Origin of the sequence: Streptomyces reniochalinae, assembly GCF_003323735.1 — a bacterium.
In the GTDB taxonomy this organism is placed as follows: Bacteria; Actinomycetota; Actinomycetes; order Streptomycetales; family Streptomycetaceae; genus Streptomyces; species Streptomyces reniochalinae.
The window spans coordinates 234,005-252,110 of record NZ_QOIM01000040.1; the positions used below are offsets into that span (position 1 = coordinate 234,005).

13 protein-coding genes are annotated in these 18,106 nt (G+C 74.2%); 10 read left to right on the top strand and 3 right to left on the bottom strand.

The window, feature by feature from the left end; translation table 11 throughout:
• Nucleotides 1-27: 27 nt before the first annotated feature.
• A complete protein-coding gene (locus tag DQ392_RS22920) occupies nt 28-876 on the bottom strand; it encodes a hypothetical protein (protein ID WP_114017740.1) in 849 nt (282 codons plus the stop codon).
• A 251-nt stretch (nt 877-1,127) separates the two neighbouring features.
• Here DQ392_RS22920 and DQ392_RS35380 point away from each other — a divergent pair, with 251 nt between their 5' ends.
• The 4 genes from DQ392_RS35380 to DQ392_RS22940 all read left to right on the top strand — a co-directional run bounded on the left by DQ392_RS35380 (nt 1,128) and on the right by DQ392_RS22940 (nt 6,058).
• Nucleotides 1,128-2,921, top strand: coding sequence for a hypothetical protein (locus DQ392_RS35380; protein ID WP_245981790.1), 1,794 nt, complete (start codon nt 1,128-1,130; stop codon nt 2,919-2,921).
• The gene (locus DQ392_RS22930; RefSeq protein WP_245981792.1) at nt 2,839-3,960 is read left to right on the top strand and encodes a glycosyltransferase family 4 protein; all 1,122 of its coding nucleotides are present in this window, start codon (nt 2,839-2,841) and stop codon (nt 3,958-3,960) included. The genes DQ392_RS35380 and DQ392_RS22930 overlap by 83 nt, the downstream gene beginning before the upstream one ends.
• Nucleotides 3,954-5,309, top strand: a complete 1,356-nt coding sequence (locus DQ392_RS22935) for a sensor histidine kinase (RefSeq protein WP_245981794.1) — start codon at nt 3,954-3,956, stop codon at nt 5,307-5,309. The genes DQ392_RS22930 and DQ392_RS22935 overlap by 7 nt, the downstream gene beginning before the upstream one ends.
• Nucleotides 5,310-5,374: 65 nt before the next feature.
• Nucleotides 5,375-6,058 (top strand): response regulator transcription factor, encoded by a 684-nt coding sequence (locus DQ392_RS22940; protein WP_181856541.1) that lies wholly within the window; start codon nt 5,375-5,377, stop codon nt 6,056-6,058.
• 87 nt (nt 6,059-6,145) lie between these two features.
• On the opposite strand, the gene DQ392_RS22945 is transcribed toward DQ392_RS22940, so the two are convergent.
• Nucleotides 6,146-7,873: a PucR family transcriptional regulator gene (locus tag DQ392_RS22945; RefSeq protein ID WP_114017580.1), complete on the bottom strand. Its 1,728-nt coding sequence runs from the start codon at nt 7,871-7,873 to the stop codon at nt 6,146-6,148.
• 259 nt (nt 7,874-8,132) lie between these two features.
• On the opposite strand from DQ392_RS22945, the gene DQ392_RS22950 reads away from it, so the two are divergent.
• From DQ392_RS22950 to DQ392_RS22970, 5 genes are all read left to right on the top strand, one after another.
• The gene (locus DQ392_RS22950) at nt 8,133-9,038 is read left to right on the top strand and encodes an FAD binding domain-containing protein (RefSeq protein ID WP_114017581.1); all 906 of its coding nucleotides are present in this window, start codon (nt 8,133-8,135) and stop codon (nt 9,036-9,038) included.
• Entirely contained in the window at nt 9,029-9,544 is a 516-nt protein-coding gene (locus DQ392_RS22955; protein WP_114017582.1) for a (2Fe-2S)-binding protein, read from the top strand. Before DQ392_RS22950 ends, DQ392_RS22955 begins: the two co-directional genes overlap by 10 nt.
• On the top strand, nt 9,545-11,938 hold the full coding sequence (pucD, locus tag DQ392_RS22960; RefSeq protein ID WP_114017583.1) for a xanthine dehydrogenase subunit D: 2,394 nt from the start codon (nt 9,545-9,547) through the stop codon (nt 11,936-11,938).
• Between the two features lie 293 nt (nt 11,939-12,231).
• The gene (locus DQ392_RS22965) at nt 12,232-13,713 is read left to right on the top strand and encodes an NCS2 family permease (RefSeq protein WP_114017584.1); all 1,482 of its coding nucleotides are present in this window, start codon (nt 12,232-12,234) and stop codon (nt 13,711-13,713) included.
• Nucleotides 13,714-13,821: 108 nt separating this feature from the next.
• Nucleotides 13,822-14,985 carry an XdhC family protein gene (locus DQ392_RS22970; RefSeq protein ID WP_114017585.1) on the top strand — a complete coding sequence of 388 codons (1,164 nt, stop codon included), beginning with the start codon at nt 13,822-13,824 and terminating at the stop codon, nt 14,983-14,985.
• Nucleotides 14,986-15,218: 233 nt separating this feature from the next.
• Here the strand turns inward: DQ392_RS22970 and DQ392_RS22975 are convergent, their stop codons facing one another.
• The gene (locus tag DQ392_RS22975; RefSeq protein ID WP_245981796.1) at nt 15,219-16,193 is read right to left on the bottom strand and encodes an endonuclease/exonuclease/phosphatase family protein; all 975 of its coding nucleotides are present in this window, start codon (nt 16,191-16,193) and stop codon (nt 15,219-15,221) included.
• A 160-nt stretch (nt 16,194-16,353) separates the two neighbouring features.
• Between DQ392_RS22975 and DQ392_RS22980 the strand changes: the two genes are divergently transcribed.
• Nucleotides 16,354-18,039 (top strand): AMP-binding protein, encoded by a 1,686-nt coding sequence (locus tag DQ392_RS22980; protein WP_114017587.1) that lies wholly within the window; start codon nt 16,354-16,356, stop codon nt 18,037-18,039.
• Nucleotides 18,040-18,106: the final 67 nt, after the last annotated feature.

Here is an 18,106-nt window from a genome sequence, read left to right on the forward strand (position 1 = left end):
CCGGAGGCGAGGCCCGCGGCGAAAGTCCTAGCCGTCCGTCCCCGCCGCAGAGCCCGCTGGGCCCTGCGGCTCCGTCTCGGTCTCCGGGAGCAGGCCGGTCAGCCAGGTGGGGACGCCGCCCAGCAGGCGGTGGAGCCTGCCGGCCTCCTCCCGCAGGCGGGTCGAGTCCGGCTCCGGCTCGACATCGGCCAGCGAGGCGAGAGCCGGTGCCATGCCGACGAGGAACCCCAGCTCCTCGCGCAGCCGCAGCGACTCGGCGAAGCCGTGCCGCGCCTCGGCCAGTTCGCCCTCGCGTGCGGCGATCCCCGCCAGGTGCCGGTAGGTGGACGAGCACAGCAGGTGGTCGCCGCGCGAGGTCGCCCCCGCGTGCGCCCTGCGGTAGGCGGCGCGCGCGGCCTCGGGGGTCTCACTCAGGTTCTCGGCCAGCAGCCCGCGCCGGTAGTCCAGCAGCGCCCGCCCTGGGGCGCCCGGCTCCAGCAGCGCGGCCGCCCTGCCGAGGGCGGCACGGGCCTCGTCCGTCCGGTCGCGTACGCCCAGCACGGTGGCCGCGTAGGCGAGTTGCCCGCGTTCGCAGGCGGCGGCTCCGCGGTCGTCGTCCACCTGGGCGACAGCCTCGGCGACCCGCAGCGCGTCCTCGGCCGGAGCCCATCCTTCGCCGGTGTACATGCACCGTTCCACCAGCAGCGCGGCCCGGCCCACCGCCGCCCGCGGCAGCTCGTGGGCGTACGGTTCCAGCAGGGCCGCCGCGTCCTCCCAGCAGCCGCGCGAACGCAGCCGCCACACCGCCCGCCCCAGCGGGCTGTCAGGACCCGTCGACGGCGGCTGCCGCCCGCCGTCCGAGGGGTTCGCGGGATCCAGCCGTGCCGAACGTGACATGGCGGTGTCCGCCACAGTGCCCTCCCCAAGCGCGCCGTCGAGCCGGATGTGACCGCATCTCAGCACGCCGTGCCCCGCCCGGCCAAGAGTCTGGTGTGAATCAGTTCACAAAGTTTTACCGGAGGGACTCTTCTGCCAACTGGCGTCGGGCGCCGGGGCGCACGGGGTGGCTGAGGGGGTAGGGCCTGCCCTACCCCAGGTCGGCACCTGGGTGCAGTGAACCGCGCGGCGTCGCGCGGTTCGCTGAGTGCGTGAATCCGCATTCCGCACCGCGCGCCCGACTCGCCGCCCCCGCCCTGTGCGCCGTCTCGGCCGTGCACGCGGCGGTCACGGCGGCCGTGACCGCGCTGGAACCCCACCGGGTGTGGGGCCTGTGCGCGGCGCCCGCCTACGCGGCACTCGCCCTCGTCCTCCTCCTCGCCGCCCGGCGGCCCGGCAGCACCGGGGTGGTGCGCTCACCGCCCACGGCCTCGCCCCGGCAGCCGGCCTCGGCCACGCCCGCGCCGACCGCCGCCGCGAGCGCCTCCGGCGATCCCGGGGCGTCCGGCGCCGCGGCCCCGGCCCGTGACGCGTCCCCGGCCGGTGATGTGGCCTCGGCCGGTGGTGCGGCCCCCGTCCGCGGTGTGGCCTCGGCCGGTGGTGCGGCCCCCGTCCGCGGTGTGGCCTGGGCCCGTGATGTGGCCCGGGTCCGTGACGTGGCCCCGGCGGGCGATGCGGCCTTGGCGGCGCCGATCGACCCGCCTCGCTCATCAGTACGGACCCGCCTGACGGTCCGGTCCGGCCTGACGGTGCGGCCCCGTCTGTCGATGTGGCGCTCCCAGTCGGTGCATCGCCGCCTGTCGGTCCGACGACGCCTCCCTGGCCGCCGGTGGCCGTCGGTCCGACGACGCCTGCCGGTCCGCCGATGGCCGTCGGAACGGCGAAGCCGGCCGGAACGGCGATGGCTGCCGTTCCCGGCATTCGCGGTGGCGGCCGTCGTGCCGCTGCTCCTCCTCGTCGGGGCGGGCAGCGCGCAGGAGGAAGTGGGCGTCGTCCACCGGTCGGCCGCCCGCCTCGTCGCGCACGGCACGCCCTACCTGGCCCCCGAAGCGCTCGCCGGTGCCGACTACACCGCCTACAACCCCTACTTCCCCGGGATGGCGCTGCTGGGGCTGCCGCACCGGTTCCTCGGGCTCGACGCCCGGTTCGTCTTCGGCGCCGTCTTCCTGCTCGCCTTCGCCCTGAGCCTCAGGACGGCGGGCCTGCGGGGCGCTCGTGGCCGCACGATGGCGCTCGCGGCCTCGCCCCTGGTCGCGCTGCCCCTGGCGACGGGCGGGGACGACCTGCCCGTGGTCGGGCTCGTGTGCCTCGGGCTGGCACTGGCCGGGGAGGACGAGCCACGCGCGGCCCGTGCGGGGCTCGTCCTCGCGGCGGCGTGCACGCTCAAGGCGACCGCGTGGCCCGCGCTCGCGGTCGCCGTGGCGCTGCTGCACGTACGCGGCGGCCGCCCGGCGGTGCTCCGCTGCGCCGGGGCCGCCGCGCCGCTGCTGGTGGCCGGGCTGGCCCTGCCCGCGCTGGCCGACCCCACGGGTCTCGCCGTCAACGCCGTCGGCTACCCGCTCGGGCTGGCGGACGCCGCCTCGCCCGCCGCCACGCCGCTTCCCGGACGGCTGCTGGGCCGGCTCGGCCCCGGCGGGCACGCGCTGGCCGTGGCGCTGCTCGTGCTGGCTGCCGCGCTCGTCCTCCGGTCCCTGTACTCACACCCGCCCCGGGACGCGCGCGCCGCCGCGCTCCGGCTCGCCCTCGGCCTGCTGACCGCGATGGCGCTGATGCCCGCTTCCCGGTTCGGCTACGCCGTCTATCCCCTCGTCCTCGCCCTGTGGGCGCACTGGAGGAAGTCCGATGCACCGCCGCACGCCGTCACTCCCACCGTCATCCACGCGTCCTCGCCGCCGGCCGGGGGAGGGGTGCGGGCGCACCCTCGTGGTGACCAACGACTTCCCGCCCCGCCTGGGCGGCATCGAAAGGTTCGTGCACGAGATCGCTCGCCGCTTCCCGCCCGGTGAGGTCGTGGTCTACACCGCGGCGCAGCACGGCGGTGACGCCTTCGACGCGGCGCAGCCCTATCCGGTGGTCAGGGACCGGGCCCGCACGCTGCTCCCCACCCCGAGGGTGGCCCGCACCGCCCGGGCGCTGGCCTTCCGGTACGGCTGCGACCGCGTGTGGTTCGGTGCCGCGGCGCCGCTCGGGCTGCTGGCCGGACGTCTCGCGCTGCCCTCGGTGGCGACGACGCACGGACACGAGGCGGGGTGGGCGGCCCTGCCCGGAGCCCGGCACGCGCTGGCGCGCATCGCGGGCAACGCCGACGTCGTCACCCACCTCACCGCGGACGCGCGCCGGCGCATGGCGGGCGCGCTCGGCCCCCGGGCGCGAACGGCACGGCTGGTGCCCGGGGTGGACACCGCGCTCTTCCGACCGGCCGGGCCCGAGGAGCGCCTGCGGTCGCGCCGCGAGTTGGGTCTGGGGGAGGGCCCGCTGGTGCTCAGCGTCTCGCGCCTCGTTCCGCGCAAGGGCCAGGACGTTCTCCTGCGTGCCCTGCCGCTGCTGCGCGCCTCGGTGCCCGGGACCACCCTGGTCATCGTCGGCTCGGGGCCCCATGAGCGCGCGCTGCGGCGCCTGGCCGGCCGGCTGCCCGCCACCTGCCGTGACGCGGTGGTCTTCGCCGGCGCCCGCGAACACGACGCCCTGCCGCCCTACTACGCGGCAGCCGACGTCTTCGCGATGCCCTGCCGCACGCGCCGCCTGGGCCTGGAGTCGGAAGGGCTGGGCATCGTCTACCTGGAGGCCGCGGCCGCCGGACTCCCGGTGCTCGCCGGGGACTCCGGCGGTGCGCCCGAAGCGGTCGAGGACGGGGTGAGCGGCTACGTCGTGGACGGCGGCGACGTGCGGGCCGTCGCCGGCCGGCTGGCCGGACTGCTCAACGACCCGGCCGCCCGCGCCCTGATGGGGGCGCGGGGGCGGGCCCGGGTCGAGGCGGAGTGGAGCTGGGAGACCTCGGCGGGGCAGTTGCGCACGCTGCTGTCCCGTACCGTCGAGTCGTGGTGAGCGGGACGGCGGCGGGGGAAGTGCGGAGCGACACCGGGGCGGCGGAGGTCGCCGGGGGCGGGGTCTGGCAGGCGCTGGCGGGCGGGCCCCGTGCCTTCCTCGGTTCCGCCTGGCCCCTGCGGGCGGTGGGCTACCTGCTGGCAGGCGGCGTTCTGGGCGTCGGCTGGTTCTTCCTCGCCCTGGCCCTGGCCGTCGCCGGCGTCCTGCTGCTGCCCGTCGGGGTCGGGGTGGTCGCGCTGGCGTGTGTGCCCGTCTCGGCGGCCGGACTGGCCGCGTTGGAGCGGCGGCGCCTGCGGTGGCTCCAGCCCGGGGCGCTACCCTCACCGCACGAGCCGGACGACGCGGAGGGGCCCGAGCCGTCCGGCGGACCGGTGCGGCGCGTACTGCGCCGCCTGTGGCGTCGTACCGCGACGCCCGCCACCTGGATCGAGTTCGGGTTCGCGCTGCCCCACGCGGTGCTGTCACTGGTGGATCTGCTCGTGGCGGTCGCGGGGATCGGCCTGGTCGTCAGCCAGCCGCTCGCCCTGCTGCTGGTCGGCAACGGCGAACAGGTCATGTACGGGGAGCACGTCGTGCTGACCGAGCCGGGGCAGGTGGTGCCGTGGCTGCTGCTGACCCCCGTCCTCGCGGTGCTCGTCTCCTACGTGTGCGCGGGCCTCGCCGGAGTGCGGGCGGCGCTCGCGCGCGCCGTGCTGGTGGGGCCGCGCCGGGAGAGGGAACTGGACGCCAGGCTGACCGAGGTGACCGCCTCCCGGGCCCGGCTGGCCGACGCCTTCGCGCTGGAGCGCCGCCGCATCGAACGCGACCTGCACGACGGCGCGCAACAGCGCCTCACCGGGCTGATCATGACGCTCGGTCTGGCGAAGCTGGACGCCGATCCCGCGCTCGTCGCCGACGCGCAGGACGAGGCCCGCGCCGTCCTGGCCGAGCTGCGCGAACTCGTGCACGGCATGCATCCCTCGGTGCTGACCGACCGTGGCCTGGGCGCCGCGGTCGAGGCGCTGGCCGAGCGCTCGCCCGTGCCCGTCGAGGTGGACGTGCGCCTGGTCGCGGGCCGGCCGGACGAGGCGGTGGAGGCCGCCGCCTACTTCGCCGTCGCCGAGGCGCTGGCCAACGTGGCGAAACACAGCGGCGCCTCCCGCGCGACCGTGACCGTGCGGGCCGGGAGCGCGCTGGTGGTGGAGGTCCACGACGACGGCAGGGGCGGCGCGGACCCGCGGCGCGGCACGGGCCTGACCGGGCTGGCCGACCGGCTCGCCGTGCACGAGGGCAGGCTGCGCCTCTCCAGCCCCGAAGGCGGGCCGACGCTCCTGCGCATGGAACTGCCGTACCGGCCGGGCCGCGGTTGAGCCAGGCACGAGGACTCCGGGGACAATCGGTGCGGGGAAGACGGGATGAGAGGTGGAGGGGACGTATGCGGCTGGTGCTCGCCGAGGACTCGGTACTGCTGCGCGAGGGGCTGACGCAGATCCTCACACGGTTCGGGCACGAGGTCTGCGCGGGTGTCGGCGACGCGCCCGCGCTCCTCGACGCCGTCGCCGCGCACGGCCCCGACGCCGTGGTCACCGACGTGCGGATGCCCCCCGGGCTGCGCGACGAGGGGCTGCGCGCCGCCCTCGACCTGCGCGCCGAGCGGCCCGCGCTGCCGGTGCTCGTTCTCTCGCAGTACGTCGAGAACTCCTACGCGGCCGAACTGCTGGCGACGGGCGACGGGGTGGGGTACCTGCTCAAGGACCGGGTCGGCGAGGTCACCGAGTTCGTCGAGGCGCTCGAACGCGTGGCGGCGGGCGGTACGGCCATCGACGCCGAGGTCGTCAGGCGGCTGCTGGCCCCCGACCGCCGGCCCGCAGCTCTGCGCCGGCTGACGGCGCGCGAAGCCGAGGTGCTGGCCGCCATGGCGGAAGGGCGCTCGAACGCGGGCATCGCCCGGGCCCTGGTCGTCAGCGAGGCCGCCGTGGTCAAGCACGTGGGCTCCATCCTCACCAAGCTCGACCTCCCGCCGGCCCCCGACGACCACCGCCGCGTCCTCGCCGTTCTCGCCTACCTGCGGCACCCGGAACGCGGCCCGGGGGCGGTGCCCCTCACCACCCGCCCCTGACCGGAGCACAACGGGGCCGGACCCCTCCCAGCCCATCCGCAGCGCGAGGCTGTGTTTGCCCGAGGGCGACCCCCGGCCGGGGGCCCCTCAGCTCATCCGCAGCGCCAAGAAGAAGTCCAGCTTGTCCTCCAGGCGGGACAGGTCGCGGCCGGTGAGCTGTTCGATGCGGCTGACGCGGTAGCGCAGCGTGTTGACGTGCAGGTGGAGGCGGGAGGCGCAGCGGGTCCACGAGCCGTCGGAGGAGAGGAACGCCTCCAGGGTGGGCACCAGTTCGGCGCGGTGCTTGCGGTCGTACTCGCGCAGCGGGTCCAGCAGCCTGGCGGTGAAGGCGCGGCGCACGTCGTCGGGTACGAACGGCAGCAGCAGCACGTGCGAGGCCAGTTCCTCGTGCCCCGCCGCGCGTACCGCGCCGGGGCGGGCCGCGGCGACCCGGCGGGCGTGCCTGGCCTCCTCCAGCGCCCCCCGCAGGCCCTCGGCGGAGTGCACCGCCGCGCTCACCCCCAGGGTGAGCCGCCCGTCGTCGGCGAGGGCCTGCCCCAGCGGTTCGCCGACCGCGGCCAGTAGGGAGTCCGCCTGCATCCCCGCACCGTCGTGTGCGCCGGTGAGCCCAGTGGTGGGGGCAGGCTCCCCTCGCGTGCCTCCGCTGCCCGCCTCGGTCTCCTCCTGCGGGCTCTCGCCCGGCAGCGGCACCAGCGCCACCGCCTCGCCGTCGACGTGGGCGACGGCGACGCGGTCGGAGCCGTCGGGGCCGGCCGCGCGCGGGTCGATCAGCAGCTCCTCCAGCAGGGTCTGGGCGACGGCGCCGCCGTCCAGCGCGCGAGCCGGGTCGGGCTCGTCCCAGTCGACGCGGGCCACGATCACCTGCCAGTGCGGTGACGCGCCCTGGCCCGGCAGCAGGACAGGGGCCGCGACGCGCAGCCTGGCGGCGATCTCCGAGGGCGGGGCACCGGTCTGCACCAGTTCGAGAACTTCCTGGGCCAGCCTGCGCCGCACCGTGCGGGAGGCGTCGCGGCGGTCGCGTTCGACCGCGATCAGCTGGGTGACGCCGTGCAGCAGGTCGAGGCGTTCGGCCGGCCAGTCGCCGGTGTCGGCGGCGACGGCCAGCAGCCAGTCGGACAGGACGGTGCGGCGCGGGTCGCCCGCCCCGCGGTGCACGGGAAAGAGGGAGTAGGCGGTGCCCTCGTCGGTGGTGCGGTGCGGGCTGCGCCGTCCGGTCCTTACGGCCGCCATGTGGGCGCCCGCCAGCCGGGTGGCGGTCTCCTGCGGCAGTCCGGGACCCTCCGTGGGGCGGGCGATCTGGCGCCCTGTGGGGGAGAGCACCCAGGCGGCCAGGTCCAGGTCGGAGCCGAGCAGGTCCAAGACGACGTCGGGGCCGCCGCCTGCCGGGCCCGAGGACATCAGCCGCCGGTGCCGTTCCACGACGGCGGCCAGGTCTCCGGCGCGCTCGGTGGAGACCTGCCGTACCACGTGTTCGGTGATGGTGGCGAAGGCGACGGACTCGGTGACGGAGAAGAGGGGCAGCCGGTGCCGGGCGCAGGCGGCGACCATGTCCTCGGGCACGCGGCCGAGCTCGGCCTCGCCCGCCGCCAGCCCCGCGACGCCCGCGCCGGCGAGGATCTGCACGAACGGCTCGGAGTCCTCGGGCGCGTGCCGCCAGGCCAGCCCCGTGAGCACCAGTTCGCCGCCGGACAGGTAGCGGCTCGGGTCGCGCAGGTCGGTGGTCATGACGCCGCGCACCGTGCGGTCCAGCTCGTCCTCGCCGCCCAGGAGCCTGAGGCCCAGCGAGTCGTTCTCCAGGAGGGCGCGCAGCCGCATCGTCTCGTCGCCTGCCGTTCGTGTGTCGGGTGGTGGTCGTGCTGTGCGGGGGAGGCCGGGAGAAAACCGTGAGGTTACCTGTGTCCGGCTTTCGTCTGAATCTACAAGACCCGGTGGTCGACCAGCCAAACACTTCATGGTTTCGGTGGCTGCACCGGGGCGGGCACCAGTCTGTGTACTGACCGCGTCCCCTCCACGCTTCCCGGAACCGCCCCGCACCGAAGATCGCACCCCCACCCGAGCACCGAGAAGAGACACCATGGAGTTCCTGCGCCCGGCCACCTGGGAGGAGGCGCTCGCCGCGAAGGCGGAGCACCCCTCAGCCGTGCCCATCGCGGGCGGCACCGACGTCATGGTCGAGATCAACTTCGATCAGCGCCGCCCCACCCACCTCATGGACCTCAACCGGATCCGTGAGCTGCGGGAATGGGAGGTCGGTGACGACACCGTCCGACTCGGCTCCTCCGTGCCCTACTCGACGGTCATCGACCAGCTCGCCAGCGAACTGCCGGGCCTCGCACTGGCCTCGCACACCGTCGGCTCGCCCCAGATCCGCAACCGGGGCAGCGTCGGCGGGAACCTCGGCGCCGCCTCCCCCGCAGGGGACTCGCACCCCGCGCTGCTCGCGGCGGGCGCCGAGGTCGAGGCGGAGTCGGTGCGAGGTACCCGGTTCCTCCCCGTCGAGGACTTCTACACCGGCGTCAAACGCAACGCGCTCGCCGAGGACGAGCTCATCAAGACCGTGCACATCAAGAGGGCCGAGGGGCCGCAGCAGTTCTCGAAGGTCGGCACCCGCAACGCGATGGTCATCGCGGTGTGCGCCTTCGGCTTCGCGCTGCACCCCGGAAGCCGCACCGTCCGCGCCGGCATCGGCTCGGCCGCCCCCACCCCGCTGCGGGCCCGGGCCGCCGAGGACTTCCTCGGCGCGGCGCTGGGCGACGGCGGCTTCTGGGACAGCGGAAGGGCGATCCCGCCGTCGCTCGCCCGCGAGTTCGCCGAGCTGTGCGCGGGCGCCTGCAACCCGATCGACGACGTACGCGGCAGTGCGGCCTACCGCCGCCGCGCCGTCGGTGTCATGGCCCGCCGCACGCTCGGCTGGACGTGGGAGAGCTACCGCTCGACCGGCAACGGCCGCACCACGGAAGGAGGCGCCCAGTGCGCGTGACATTCACGGTCAACGGACGCCGGCACGAGGCCGACGACGTGTGGGAGGGCGAGTCCCTGCTCTACGTCCTGCGCGAGCGGATGGGTCTGCCCGGCTCGAAGAACGCCTGCGAGCAGGGCGAGTGCGGCTCCTGCACCGTCCGGCTGGACGGCGAGTCGGTCTGTTCCTGCCTGGTCGCGGCGGGGCAGGCCGAGGGGCGCGAGGTCGTCACGGTGGAGGGCCTGGCCGCGTACGCGAAGGAGCGCGCGGGCTCCGCGCACACGGGCGGTCTCGCCCCGGTGCAGCAGGCGTTCCTCGACGCCGGAGCCGTCCAGTGCGGCTTTTGCACCCCGGGCCTGCTGGTGGCCGCGGACGAACTGATCGAGCGCAACCCCCAGCCCTCCGACGCCGACATCCGCGAGGCACTCTCGGGCAACCTGTGCCGCTGCACCGGCTACGAGAAGATCATGGACGCCGTGCGCCTCGCCGCGGCGCGCACCGGCGACGGCGCCCCGGAGGTGGTCTGAGTGGCCTCCGCGACCGGGCCCACCGGGACCTCCACCAGGCCAAACCAGGGCGCCGGCACCCGGGCCGGGGTCGGTGACTCGCCGCTGCGGCCCGACGGCACCCTCAAGGTGACCGGCGAGTTCGCCTACTCCTCGGACATGTGGCACGAGGACATGCTGTGGGGCTGCACCCTGCGCAGCCCGCACGCGCACGCCGGGATCGTCTCCATCGACGTCAGCGAGGCGCTCAAGCAGGCGGGCGTGCACGCGGTGCTCACCTACGACGACCTGCCGGCCGAGATGAAGAACTACGGCCTGGAGATCCAGGACACCCCGGTACTCGCGCACGGCCGGGTCCGCCACCACGGGGAGCCCGTCGCGCTGGTGGCGGCCGACCACCCGGAGACGGCGCGGCGCGCCGCCGCGAAGATCAGGGTGGAGTACGAGGAGCTGCCCGTCGTCCACGACGAGGCGAGCGCGCTCGGCGAGGGCGCGCCACTGCTCCACCCGGGCCGCGACGATGACCACGCGCCGCACGTACCGCACCCGAACATCGTGCACCGCCAGCCCATCGTCCGCGGCGACGTGGAAGCGGCCGCCGGGCGCGCCGAGGTGATCGTCACGGGCGAGTACGAGGTCGGCATGCAGGACCAGGCATTCCTCGGTCCTGAGTCCGGCCTGGCCGTGCCCGCCGAGGACGGAGGGGTGGACCTCTACATCGCCACCCAGTGGCTGCACTCGGACCTGCGTCAGATCGCCCCCGTCCTCGGGCTGCCCGAGGAGAAGGTGCGCATGACGCTCTCCGGCGTCGGCGGCGCCTTCGGCGGCCGCGAGGACCTGTCCATGCAGATCCACGCCTGCCTGCTGGCGCTGCGCACCGGCAAGCCCGTCAAGATCGTCTACAACCGGTTCGAGTCGTTCTTCGGCCACGTCCACCGGCACCCCGCCACGCTGTGGTACGAGCACGGCGCCACCCGCGACGGCAAGCTCACCCACATCAGGTGCCGCATCGTGCTGGACGGCGGGGCCTACGCCTCCGCCTCACCCGCGGTCGTCGGCAACGCCTCCTCGCACGCGGCGGGCCCCTACGTCGTCGACGACGTGGAGATCGAGGCGCTGGCCCTCTACACCAACAACCCGCCGTGCGGGGCGATGCGTGGCTTCGGCGCGGTCCAGGCGTGCTTCGCGTACGAGGCGCAGATGGACAAGCTCGCCGCTGAACTGGACATGGACCCGGTCGACTTCCGGCAGCGGAACGCCATGTCGCGGGGGTCGCTGATGCCCACGGGCCAGCCCGTGGACTCGCCGGCGCCGGTGGCCGAACTGCTCCGCAGGGTCAAGGCCATGCCGCTGCCGATGGAGGCGCAGTGGGAGAGCGCCGACGGTGGCGCCGACGTACGGGCGCTGCCCGGCGGGCTGTCCAACACCACCCACGGCGAGGGTGTCGTGCGGGGCGTCGGCTACGCGGTCGGCATCAAGAACGTCTGCTTCTCCGAGGGCTTCGACGACTACTCCACGGCCCGGGTGCGGCTTCAGGTCGCCGGAGGCGAGCCGGTCGCCCTGGTGCACACGGCGATGGCCGAGGTCGGCCAGGGCGGCATTACCGTGCAGGCCCAGATCGCCCGCACCGAACTGGGCGTCACCCAGGTGACCATCCACCCCGCCGACACCCAGGTCGGCTCCGCGGGCTCGACCTCCGCGTCCCGGCAGACGTACATGACAGGCGGCGCCGTCAAGCACGTGTGCGAGCTGGTGCGCGAGAAGGTGCTCCAGCGCGGCCGGGAGCTGTTCGGCACCCACCATCCGGCGTGGGCGACGGCCGGACTGCTGCTGGAGGGCGGCAAGGTCGTCACCGACGGCGGCGAGGTGCTCGCCTCGCTGGCGGACGTGCTCGGTGAGGAGGCCGTCGAGGCCGAGGACGAGTGGCGGCACCGCACGACCGTGCCCTTCGACCTGGAGACGGGGCAGGGCTTCGGCCACGTCCAGTACTCCTTCGCCGCGCACCGCGCCGTGGTCGAGGTCGACACCGAGCTCGGGCTCGTCAAGGTCGTCGAGCTGGCCTGCGCCCAGGACGTCGGCAAGGCCATGAACCCCCAGGCCGTGGTGGGCCAGATCCACGGCGGCACCACGCAGGGGCTCGGGCTGGCCGTGATGGAGGAGATCGTGGTCGACCCTGCGGCCAAGGTCCGCAACCCCTCCTTCACCGACTACCTGATCCCCACGATTGCGGACACGCCGACCATCCCGGTCGACGTGCTGGAGCTCGCCGACGAGCACGCCCCGTACGGGCTGCGGGGAGCGGGGGAGGCGCCGACGCTGTCGTCGACGCCTGCCGTGATGGCGGCCGTCAGGGCCGCGACCGGGCGCGCGCTGCCGCGCGTGCCCGTACGACCGGAGCACATCGTCCAGGTGTGATCCTTTTCCCCGGCCCCGCCCCTTCCCGGAACCGGGGGCCCGGCCCCCAACCCCCGCTCCTCAATCGCCGGAGGGGCTGCTTTTGAGCCTGTCCGGCGCTTGAGGACGAGCGAAGCGATCGGGGGAAAGGGGGGCGAAGCCCCCATGAGAAACGGTGAAGGTGGGGGTCCCCCGGACGGAGTCTGGGGGAGGGGCTGGGGTCTAAGCGCCGGCGCGGGCCGTCCCCCGGGTCGTGGCTTCCCAAATCCTCGGTATCCGCCGGGGTGCCCCTGTGAACCTTGGGAGTCAGCACAATGACCCAGTCCAAAGTAGGGCCGACGACGTCGCCGGAGGACGCGGGCCCCGGCTCGCGCATCCCCGCGGGACGCTCGTGGCTCGACAGGTACTTCCACATCTCCGCGAGAGGGTCGAGTTACGGCCAGGAGGTGCGCGGCGGTATCACCACCTTCATGGCGATGGCGTACATCGTCCTGCTCAACCCCGTCATCCTCTCCGTGCCCGACGCCGCGGGGCACAGGCTGGACGGCGGCGAGGTCACCACGGCGACCGCGCTGGCGGCCGCGGTGACCACCCTCGTGATGGGCTTCATCGGCAACGTGCCGCTGGCGATGGCGGCGGGCCTCAGCGTCTCCGCTGTCATGTCCACGCAGGTAGCCACCGAGATGACGTGGGGCAACGCGTGGGCGATGTGCGTCATCTACGGCGCCGTGATCATCCTCCTGGTGGTCACCGGGCTCCGTGAGCTCATCATGAACGCGATACCCATGGCACTGAAGCACGCCATCACCATGGGCATCGGGCTGTTCGTCTGTCTGCTCGGCCTGGTGCAGGCCGGCTTCGTCACCTCCACGGGCGGCCCCGGAGGTCTGCCCGGCGTCAAGCCGATCCAGCTCGGCACCGCCGAGGTGCTCACCGGCTGGCCGGTGCTGTGCTTCTCCGTGACCGTGCTGCTGATCTTCGCGCTCCAGGTGCGCAAGGTGCCGGGCGCGATCCTGATCGGCATCGTCGGCGGCACCGTCATCGCGGCCGTCATCCACCAGTTCGCCGGGCTCACCAAGAAGGACTGGGGCGGCCACAACGCCCCCGAGTTCCCCGGTTCGGTGGTCAGCTCGCCCGACTTCGGGCTCTTCGGCTCCGTCTCGTTCGACGGCCTCGGCGACGTCGGCGCCATCTCCATCGGCGTCATCGTCTTCACCCTCGTCCTGGCGGGCTTCTTCGACGCCATCGGCACCATCATCGGCATCGGCCAGCAGGCCGGGCTCGCCGACAAGGAGGGCCGCATGCCGGGGCTGGCCAAGGCGCTGACCATCGACGGCGCCGGCGGCGTCATGGGCGGTCTGGCCGGTGCCTCGGGGCAGACCGTCTTCGTGGAGTCCACCGCCGGTGTCGGCGACGGCGCGCGCACCGGCTTCGCCAGCGTGATCAGCGGCCTCGGCTTCACCCTCTGCCTGTTCTTCACGCCCCTCGCGCAGATGATCCCTCCGCAGGTGGCGGCGGCCGCGCTGGTCGTCATCGGATCGATGATGATCACCAACGCCATGCACATCGACTGGTCGGACCCGGCCACGTCGATCCCGGTCTTCCTGACGACCGTTCTGATGCCTTTCGCGTACTCGATCACCACCGGTATCGGCGCGGGCGTCATCTCCTATGTTCTGATCAAGGCTGTACAGGGAAAGTTCCGCGAGCCCGGATGGTTGATGTGGGTGCTGGGATTCGTCTTCCTGGCCTATTTCGCGCTCAACCCGATCGAGCAGTGGCTGGGGGCGAAATAGCCGCCCGGCCGCCGGCCTGACGCCCGGCGGGAGCGGGTGCGGTCGCCCTGGCCGTTCCCGCTCCCGTTCAGGCTGCTCGGACCTGCGCCAACGCCGAGGAGTAGGCACATGCTGGACATCGCCGCACAGCTGCACCGCTGGTGCGAGGAAGGACGCGACTTCGCCGTCGCCACCGTCGTCGGCGTCAGCAACAGCGCCCCGCGGCAGGTCGGCGCGGCACTGGCCGTCGACGCGGACGGCGAGGCCGTCGGCAGCGTGAGCGGCGGCTGCGTCGAAGGCGCCGTCTACGAGCTGTGCCAGGAGGCGCTGGAGTGCGGCGACAGCATCCGCCAGACCTTCGGCTACAGCGACGAGGACGCCTTCGCCGTCGGCCTCACCTGCGGGGGCATCATCGACATCCTGGTCACCCCGGCGCGCGCCGGAACGCGGGCGCGCGCGGTGTTCACCGCCGCCGTCGCCGAAGCCGCCCAGCGCCGCACCGCCGCGCTCGTCCGCCTCGTGGAGGGCCCCGACGAGCTGCTGGGCGGCGCGCTGTGGCTGGACGCCGAAGGGCAGCCCCACGGCGCCCTGGGCGGCGCGGCCGAGCTGGACGCCACAGCCGTGGCAGAGGGCCGGGCCCTGCTGGACGCCGGCCGCACCGCGACCGTCACCGTCGGCGCCGACGGCAGCAGGTGCGGAGCGCCGGTGACCCTGCTCGTCGAGTCGAGCGTCCCCGCGCCCCGCATGCTGGTGTTCGGCGCCATCGACTTCGCGGCCGCGCTGGTGCGGATCGGCACGTTCCTCGGCTACCGGGTCACCGTGTGCGACGCGCGCCCCGTCTTCGCCACCGCCCGCCGCTTCCCCGACGCCGACGAGGTCGTCGTCGACTGGCCGCACCGCTACCTCGACACCCAGGAGCTGGACGGCCGCACCGTCGTCTGCGTGCTCACCCACGACGCCAAGTTCGACGTGCCGCTGCTGGAGCGCGCGCTGCGGCTCCCGGTGGCCTACGTCGGTGCCATGGGCTCGCGCCGCGCCCACCTGGAGCGGCTGGAGCGGCTGCGCGAGGCCGGGCTGACCGACGCCGAACTCGCCAGGCTGCGCTCGCCCATCGGCCTCGACCTCGGCGCCAGGACGCCGCAGGAGACGGCGCTCTCGATCGCCGCGGAGATCGTCGCGGTGCGCCAGGGCGGCACCGGCGTGCCCCTCAACGGCGCCCACACCCCCATCCACCACGACCGGGGCCCGGCCCCCGGCTCGCTCACGGGCGGCACGGACCGGGCGACGGGCTGAACCCGCCGACGGCGGACGGTGCTAGGGAGTGTCTTCAAAGTAGCGGCGTCCGCCCGGAGGGCGGGCCTGGCGGTGTCTGGTGCGTGCGCTCGCAAGGCGGAGGAGGGAGTCCCTGCGTGGGGGCACCTCCCGGGGCGAGCGAAGCCGAGCCCTGGGGGAAGCGGCGACCGACGACAACGCCGCGAGCGTGCGTGCCAGGCGCCGCCAGGCAGGCGGGACTTTGAAGACACGACCTAGAGCAGTTTCACGTTCACCAGCAGCGCCCGGTGGTCCGTGCCCCGCAGGTCGAGGAACTTGCCGTCCACCGGCACCATCTCCTCGCTGAGCAGCACGTGGTCGATCTGCGCGCCCAGCACCGGTGTGGTGCGGGTCGGCCACGTCGGTGTGCGCGAGTTGCCGAGCAGGCGGGCCGCGTCGTGCATGCCGGTGTCCAGGACGGCCCGGAATCCGGCGTGGTCCTGCGAGGAGTTGAAGTCGCCCGCGATCAGCGTCGGCAGCCTGCGGGCCGCGGCGTAGGAGCGCAGCCCGGCCAACTCGGACCGCCACGTGGCCGTGTCGCCTGGCGTGGGCGGCATCGGGTGCGCCACCTGGAGGGCGACCCGCTCGCCGTGGATGTCGGCGACGGCGCCCGGCATCGACAGCCGGCCGCTCACCTGGCCCCGGTCGTGCAGCGGGTAGACGCTCAGCAGCGCCGAGCCCCGCGCGCCGCCGTCCACCCCGGTGACGAGCCGGTGCGGGTACTCCTCGCGCAGCACGGAACCGTTCAGCGCCTTCGCGCACGGGTTGTCGCACTCCTGGACGGCCACCAGCTGCGGACGCTCCCTGCGCACCGTCTCCACCAGGTCCCGCGTCGCCCCGCCGTACTTGAGGTTGGCCGTCAGAACCCGGAACTGCGCCTTGCCGGCCAGGCCCGCGGCCCCGTCCGGCGCCGGCGGCCCGTAAGGACGCAGGAACCAGCCCGTGCCCGCCAGAACCACCAGCGCCCACACCAGCACCAGCCACCGCCGGGCCAGCGCCGCGCCCACCAGCGCCAGCCAGGCGGGCACCAGGAACCACGGCAGGAACGCCAGCAGCTGCGGCACCGGGGTCGGCCCGTCCTCGTCCGCCGCGCGGAAACCCAACGGCACGCTGAGGACGAGGAGCGTCAGCGCGCACAGTGCCGCGACGAAGGGGTGCCGGCGCCGCCCCGCGGGCGCACCGTCCGCCACTCCCCGCTCCCTGTCCGTCCTCGCCCCCGTGTACACGTCCCCGATGATGCCGCACCTCCTGTCACGTTGGGGTAAGCCCCCGCCCGGGGGTGGTGCGCGCGCGGGTGTACCTCCACGATGGGCTCCCAGCACTTCCGGCCCCCGCTGACCAGGAGGGAACATGATCCCGTCCACGCCCACCGAGGCCTTCCGCGCCGCCCGCGACACGCTGCTGACGCACCGGACGGACTACGAGGCCGCGCGCGCCGCCTTCACCTGGCCACGGCCCGAGCACTTCAACTGGGCGCTGGACTGGTTCGACCGGATCGCCGAGGGCAACGACCGGCTCGCCCTGCACATCGTGGAGGAGGACGCCACCGAGCGGCGCGTCACCTTCGCGCAGATGCGGGAGCGCTCGAACCGGGTCGCCAACTGGCTGCGCGGCCGCGGCGTCGTCCCCGGTGACCGCGTCATCGTCATGCTGGGCAACCAGGTCGAACTCTGGGAGACCCTGCTGGCTCTGATGAAACTGCGCGCCGTCGTCATCCCCGCGACCCCGCAGCTGGGCCCGCGCGACCTCACCGACCGCGTCACGCGCGGCGAGGCCCGCCACGTCGTGGCCCGCGCCGCGGACACCGGCAAGTTCGCCGAGGTGGCCGGCGACTACACGCGCGTCGCCGTGGGCAGCGGCGGCACGCCCGAGGCCGGCTGGCTCGCCTACGAGGACGCGTACGAGGCCGACGGCGCCTTCGACCCGCGGGGCGTCACCCGCGCGGACGACACCCTGCTGCTGTACTTCACCTCGGGGACGACCGCCCTGCCCAAACTGGTGGAGCACACGCACGTCTCCTACCCGGTGGGACACCTTTCGACCATGTACTGGATCGGGCTGCGCCCCGGCGACGTGCACCTCAACATCTCCTCGCCGGGGTGGGCCAAGCACGCCTGGTCCAACTTCTTCGCCCCCTGGAATGCCGAGGCGACCATCTTCATCCACAACTACACGCGCTTCGACGCGGGCCGCCTCATGGCCGAGATGGAACGCGGCGGCGTCACCAGTTTCTGCGCACCGCCCACCGTCTGGCGCATGCTCATCCAGGCAGACCTGGGCAAGCTCGCGGCCGTACCGCGCGAGGTCGTCGCCGCGGGGGAGCCCCTCAACCCGGAAGTCATCGAACACGTGCGCCGCGTCTGGGGCGTGACCATCCGCGACGGCTTCGGCCAGACCGAGACGGCCGTCCAGGTCGCCAACACCCCGGGCCAGGTTCTCAAGACAGGATCCATGGGCCGCCCCACCCCGGGCTTCGACGTCACCCTCCTCGACCCCGTCACTGGCGAGGCGGGTGTCGACGAGGGCGAGATCTGCCTCGACCTCGCCGGGTCCCCGGTCGGCCTGATGCGGGGCTACCACGGCGACACCGAGCGCACCGAGCGGGCCATGGCGGACGGCTACTACCGCACCGGCGACATCGGCTCACGCGACGCGGACGGCTACCTCACCTACGTGGGCCGCTCCGACGACGTCTTCAAGGCCAGCGACTACAAGATCTCCCCCTTCGAGGTGGAGAGCGTCCTGCTGGAGCACGAGGCCGTCGCCGAGGCGGCCGTCGTACCGTCGCCCGATCCGGTGCGGCTCGCGGTGCCGAAGGCGTACGTCGTGCTGGCGGACGGCTACGCGGCCGACGCGCAGACGGCGCGCGTGCTGTTCGCGCACTGCCGCGAGCGGCTCGCCCCCTACAAGCGTGTGCGCGTCGTCGAGTTCGCCGAGCTCCCCAAGACGATCTCCGGCAAGATCCGCCGCGTCGAACTGCGCGCGCACGCGGCCGGGGAGACGGGCACCCCCGGGGTGGAGCACCGCGACGGCTGAGATCCAGTGCGTTCTTTCACGGTCCGGCCCCCGCCCCCGATCGCAGCGATCGGGGGAGGGGGCGGAG

Bases quoted from the DNA above. Each gene is read 5' to 3' on its own strand.
- DQ392_RS22920 (WP_114017740.1), bottom strand. From the start codon at position 876: ATGTCACGTTCGGCACGGCTGGATCCCGCGAACCCCTCGGACGGCGGG.
- DQ392_RS22940 (WP_181856541.1), top strand. From the start codon at position 5,375: ATGCGGCTGGTGCTCGCCGAGGACTCGGTACTGCTGCGCGAGGGGCTG.
- DQ392_RS22945 (WP_114017580.1), bottom strand. From the start codon at position 7,873: ATGCGGCTGCGCGCCCTCCTGGAGAACGACTCGCTGGGCCTCAGGCTC.
- DQ392_RS22950 (WP_114017581.1), top strand. From the start codon at position 8,133: ATGGAGTTCCTGCGCCCGGCCACCTGGGAGGAGGCGCTCGCCGCGAAG.
- DQ392_RS22965 (WP_114017584.1), top strand. From the start codon at position 12,232: ATGACCCAGTCCAAAGTAGGGCCGACGACGTCGCCGGAGGACGCGGGC.
- DQ392_RS22970 (WP_114017585.1), top strand. From the start codon at position 13,822: ATGCTGGACATCGCCGCACAGCTGCACCGCTGGTGCGAGGAAGGACGC.
- DQ392_RS22980 (WP_114017587.1), top strand. From the start codon at position 16,354: ATGATCCCGTCCACGCCCACCGAGGCCTTCCGCGCCGCCCGCGACACG.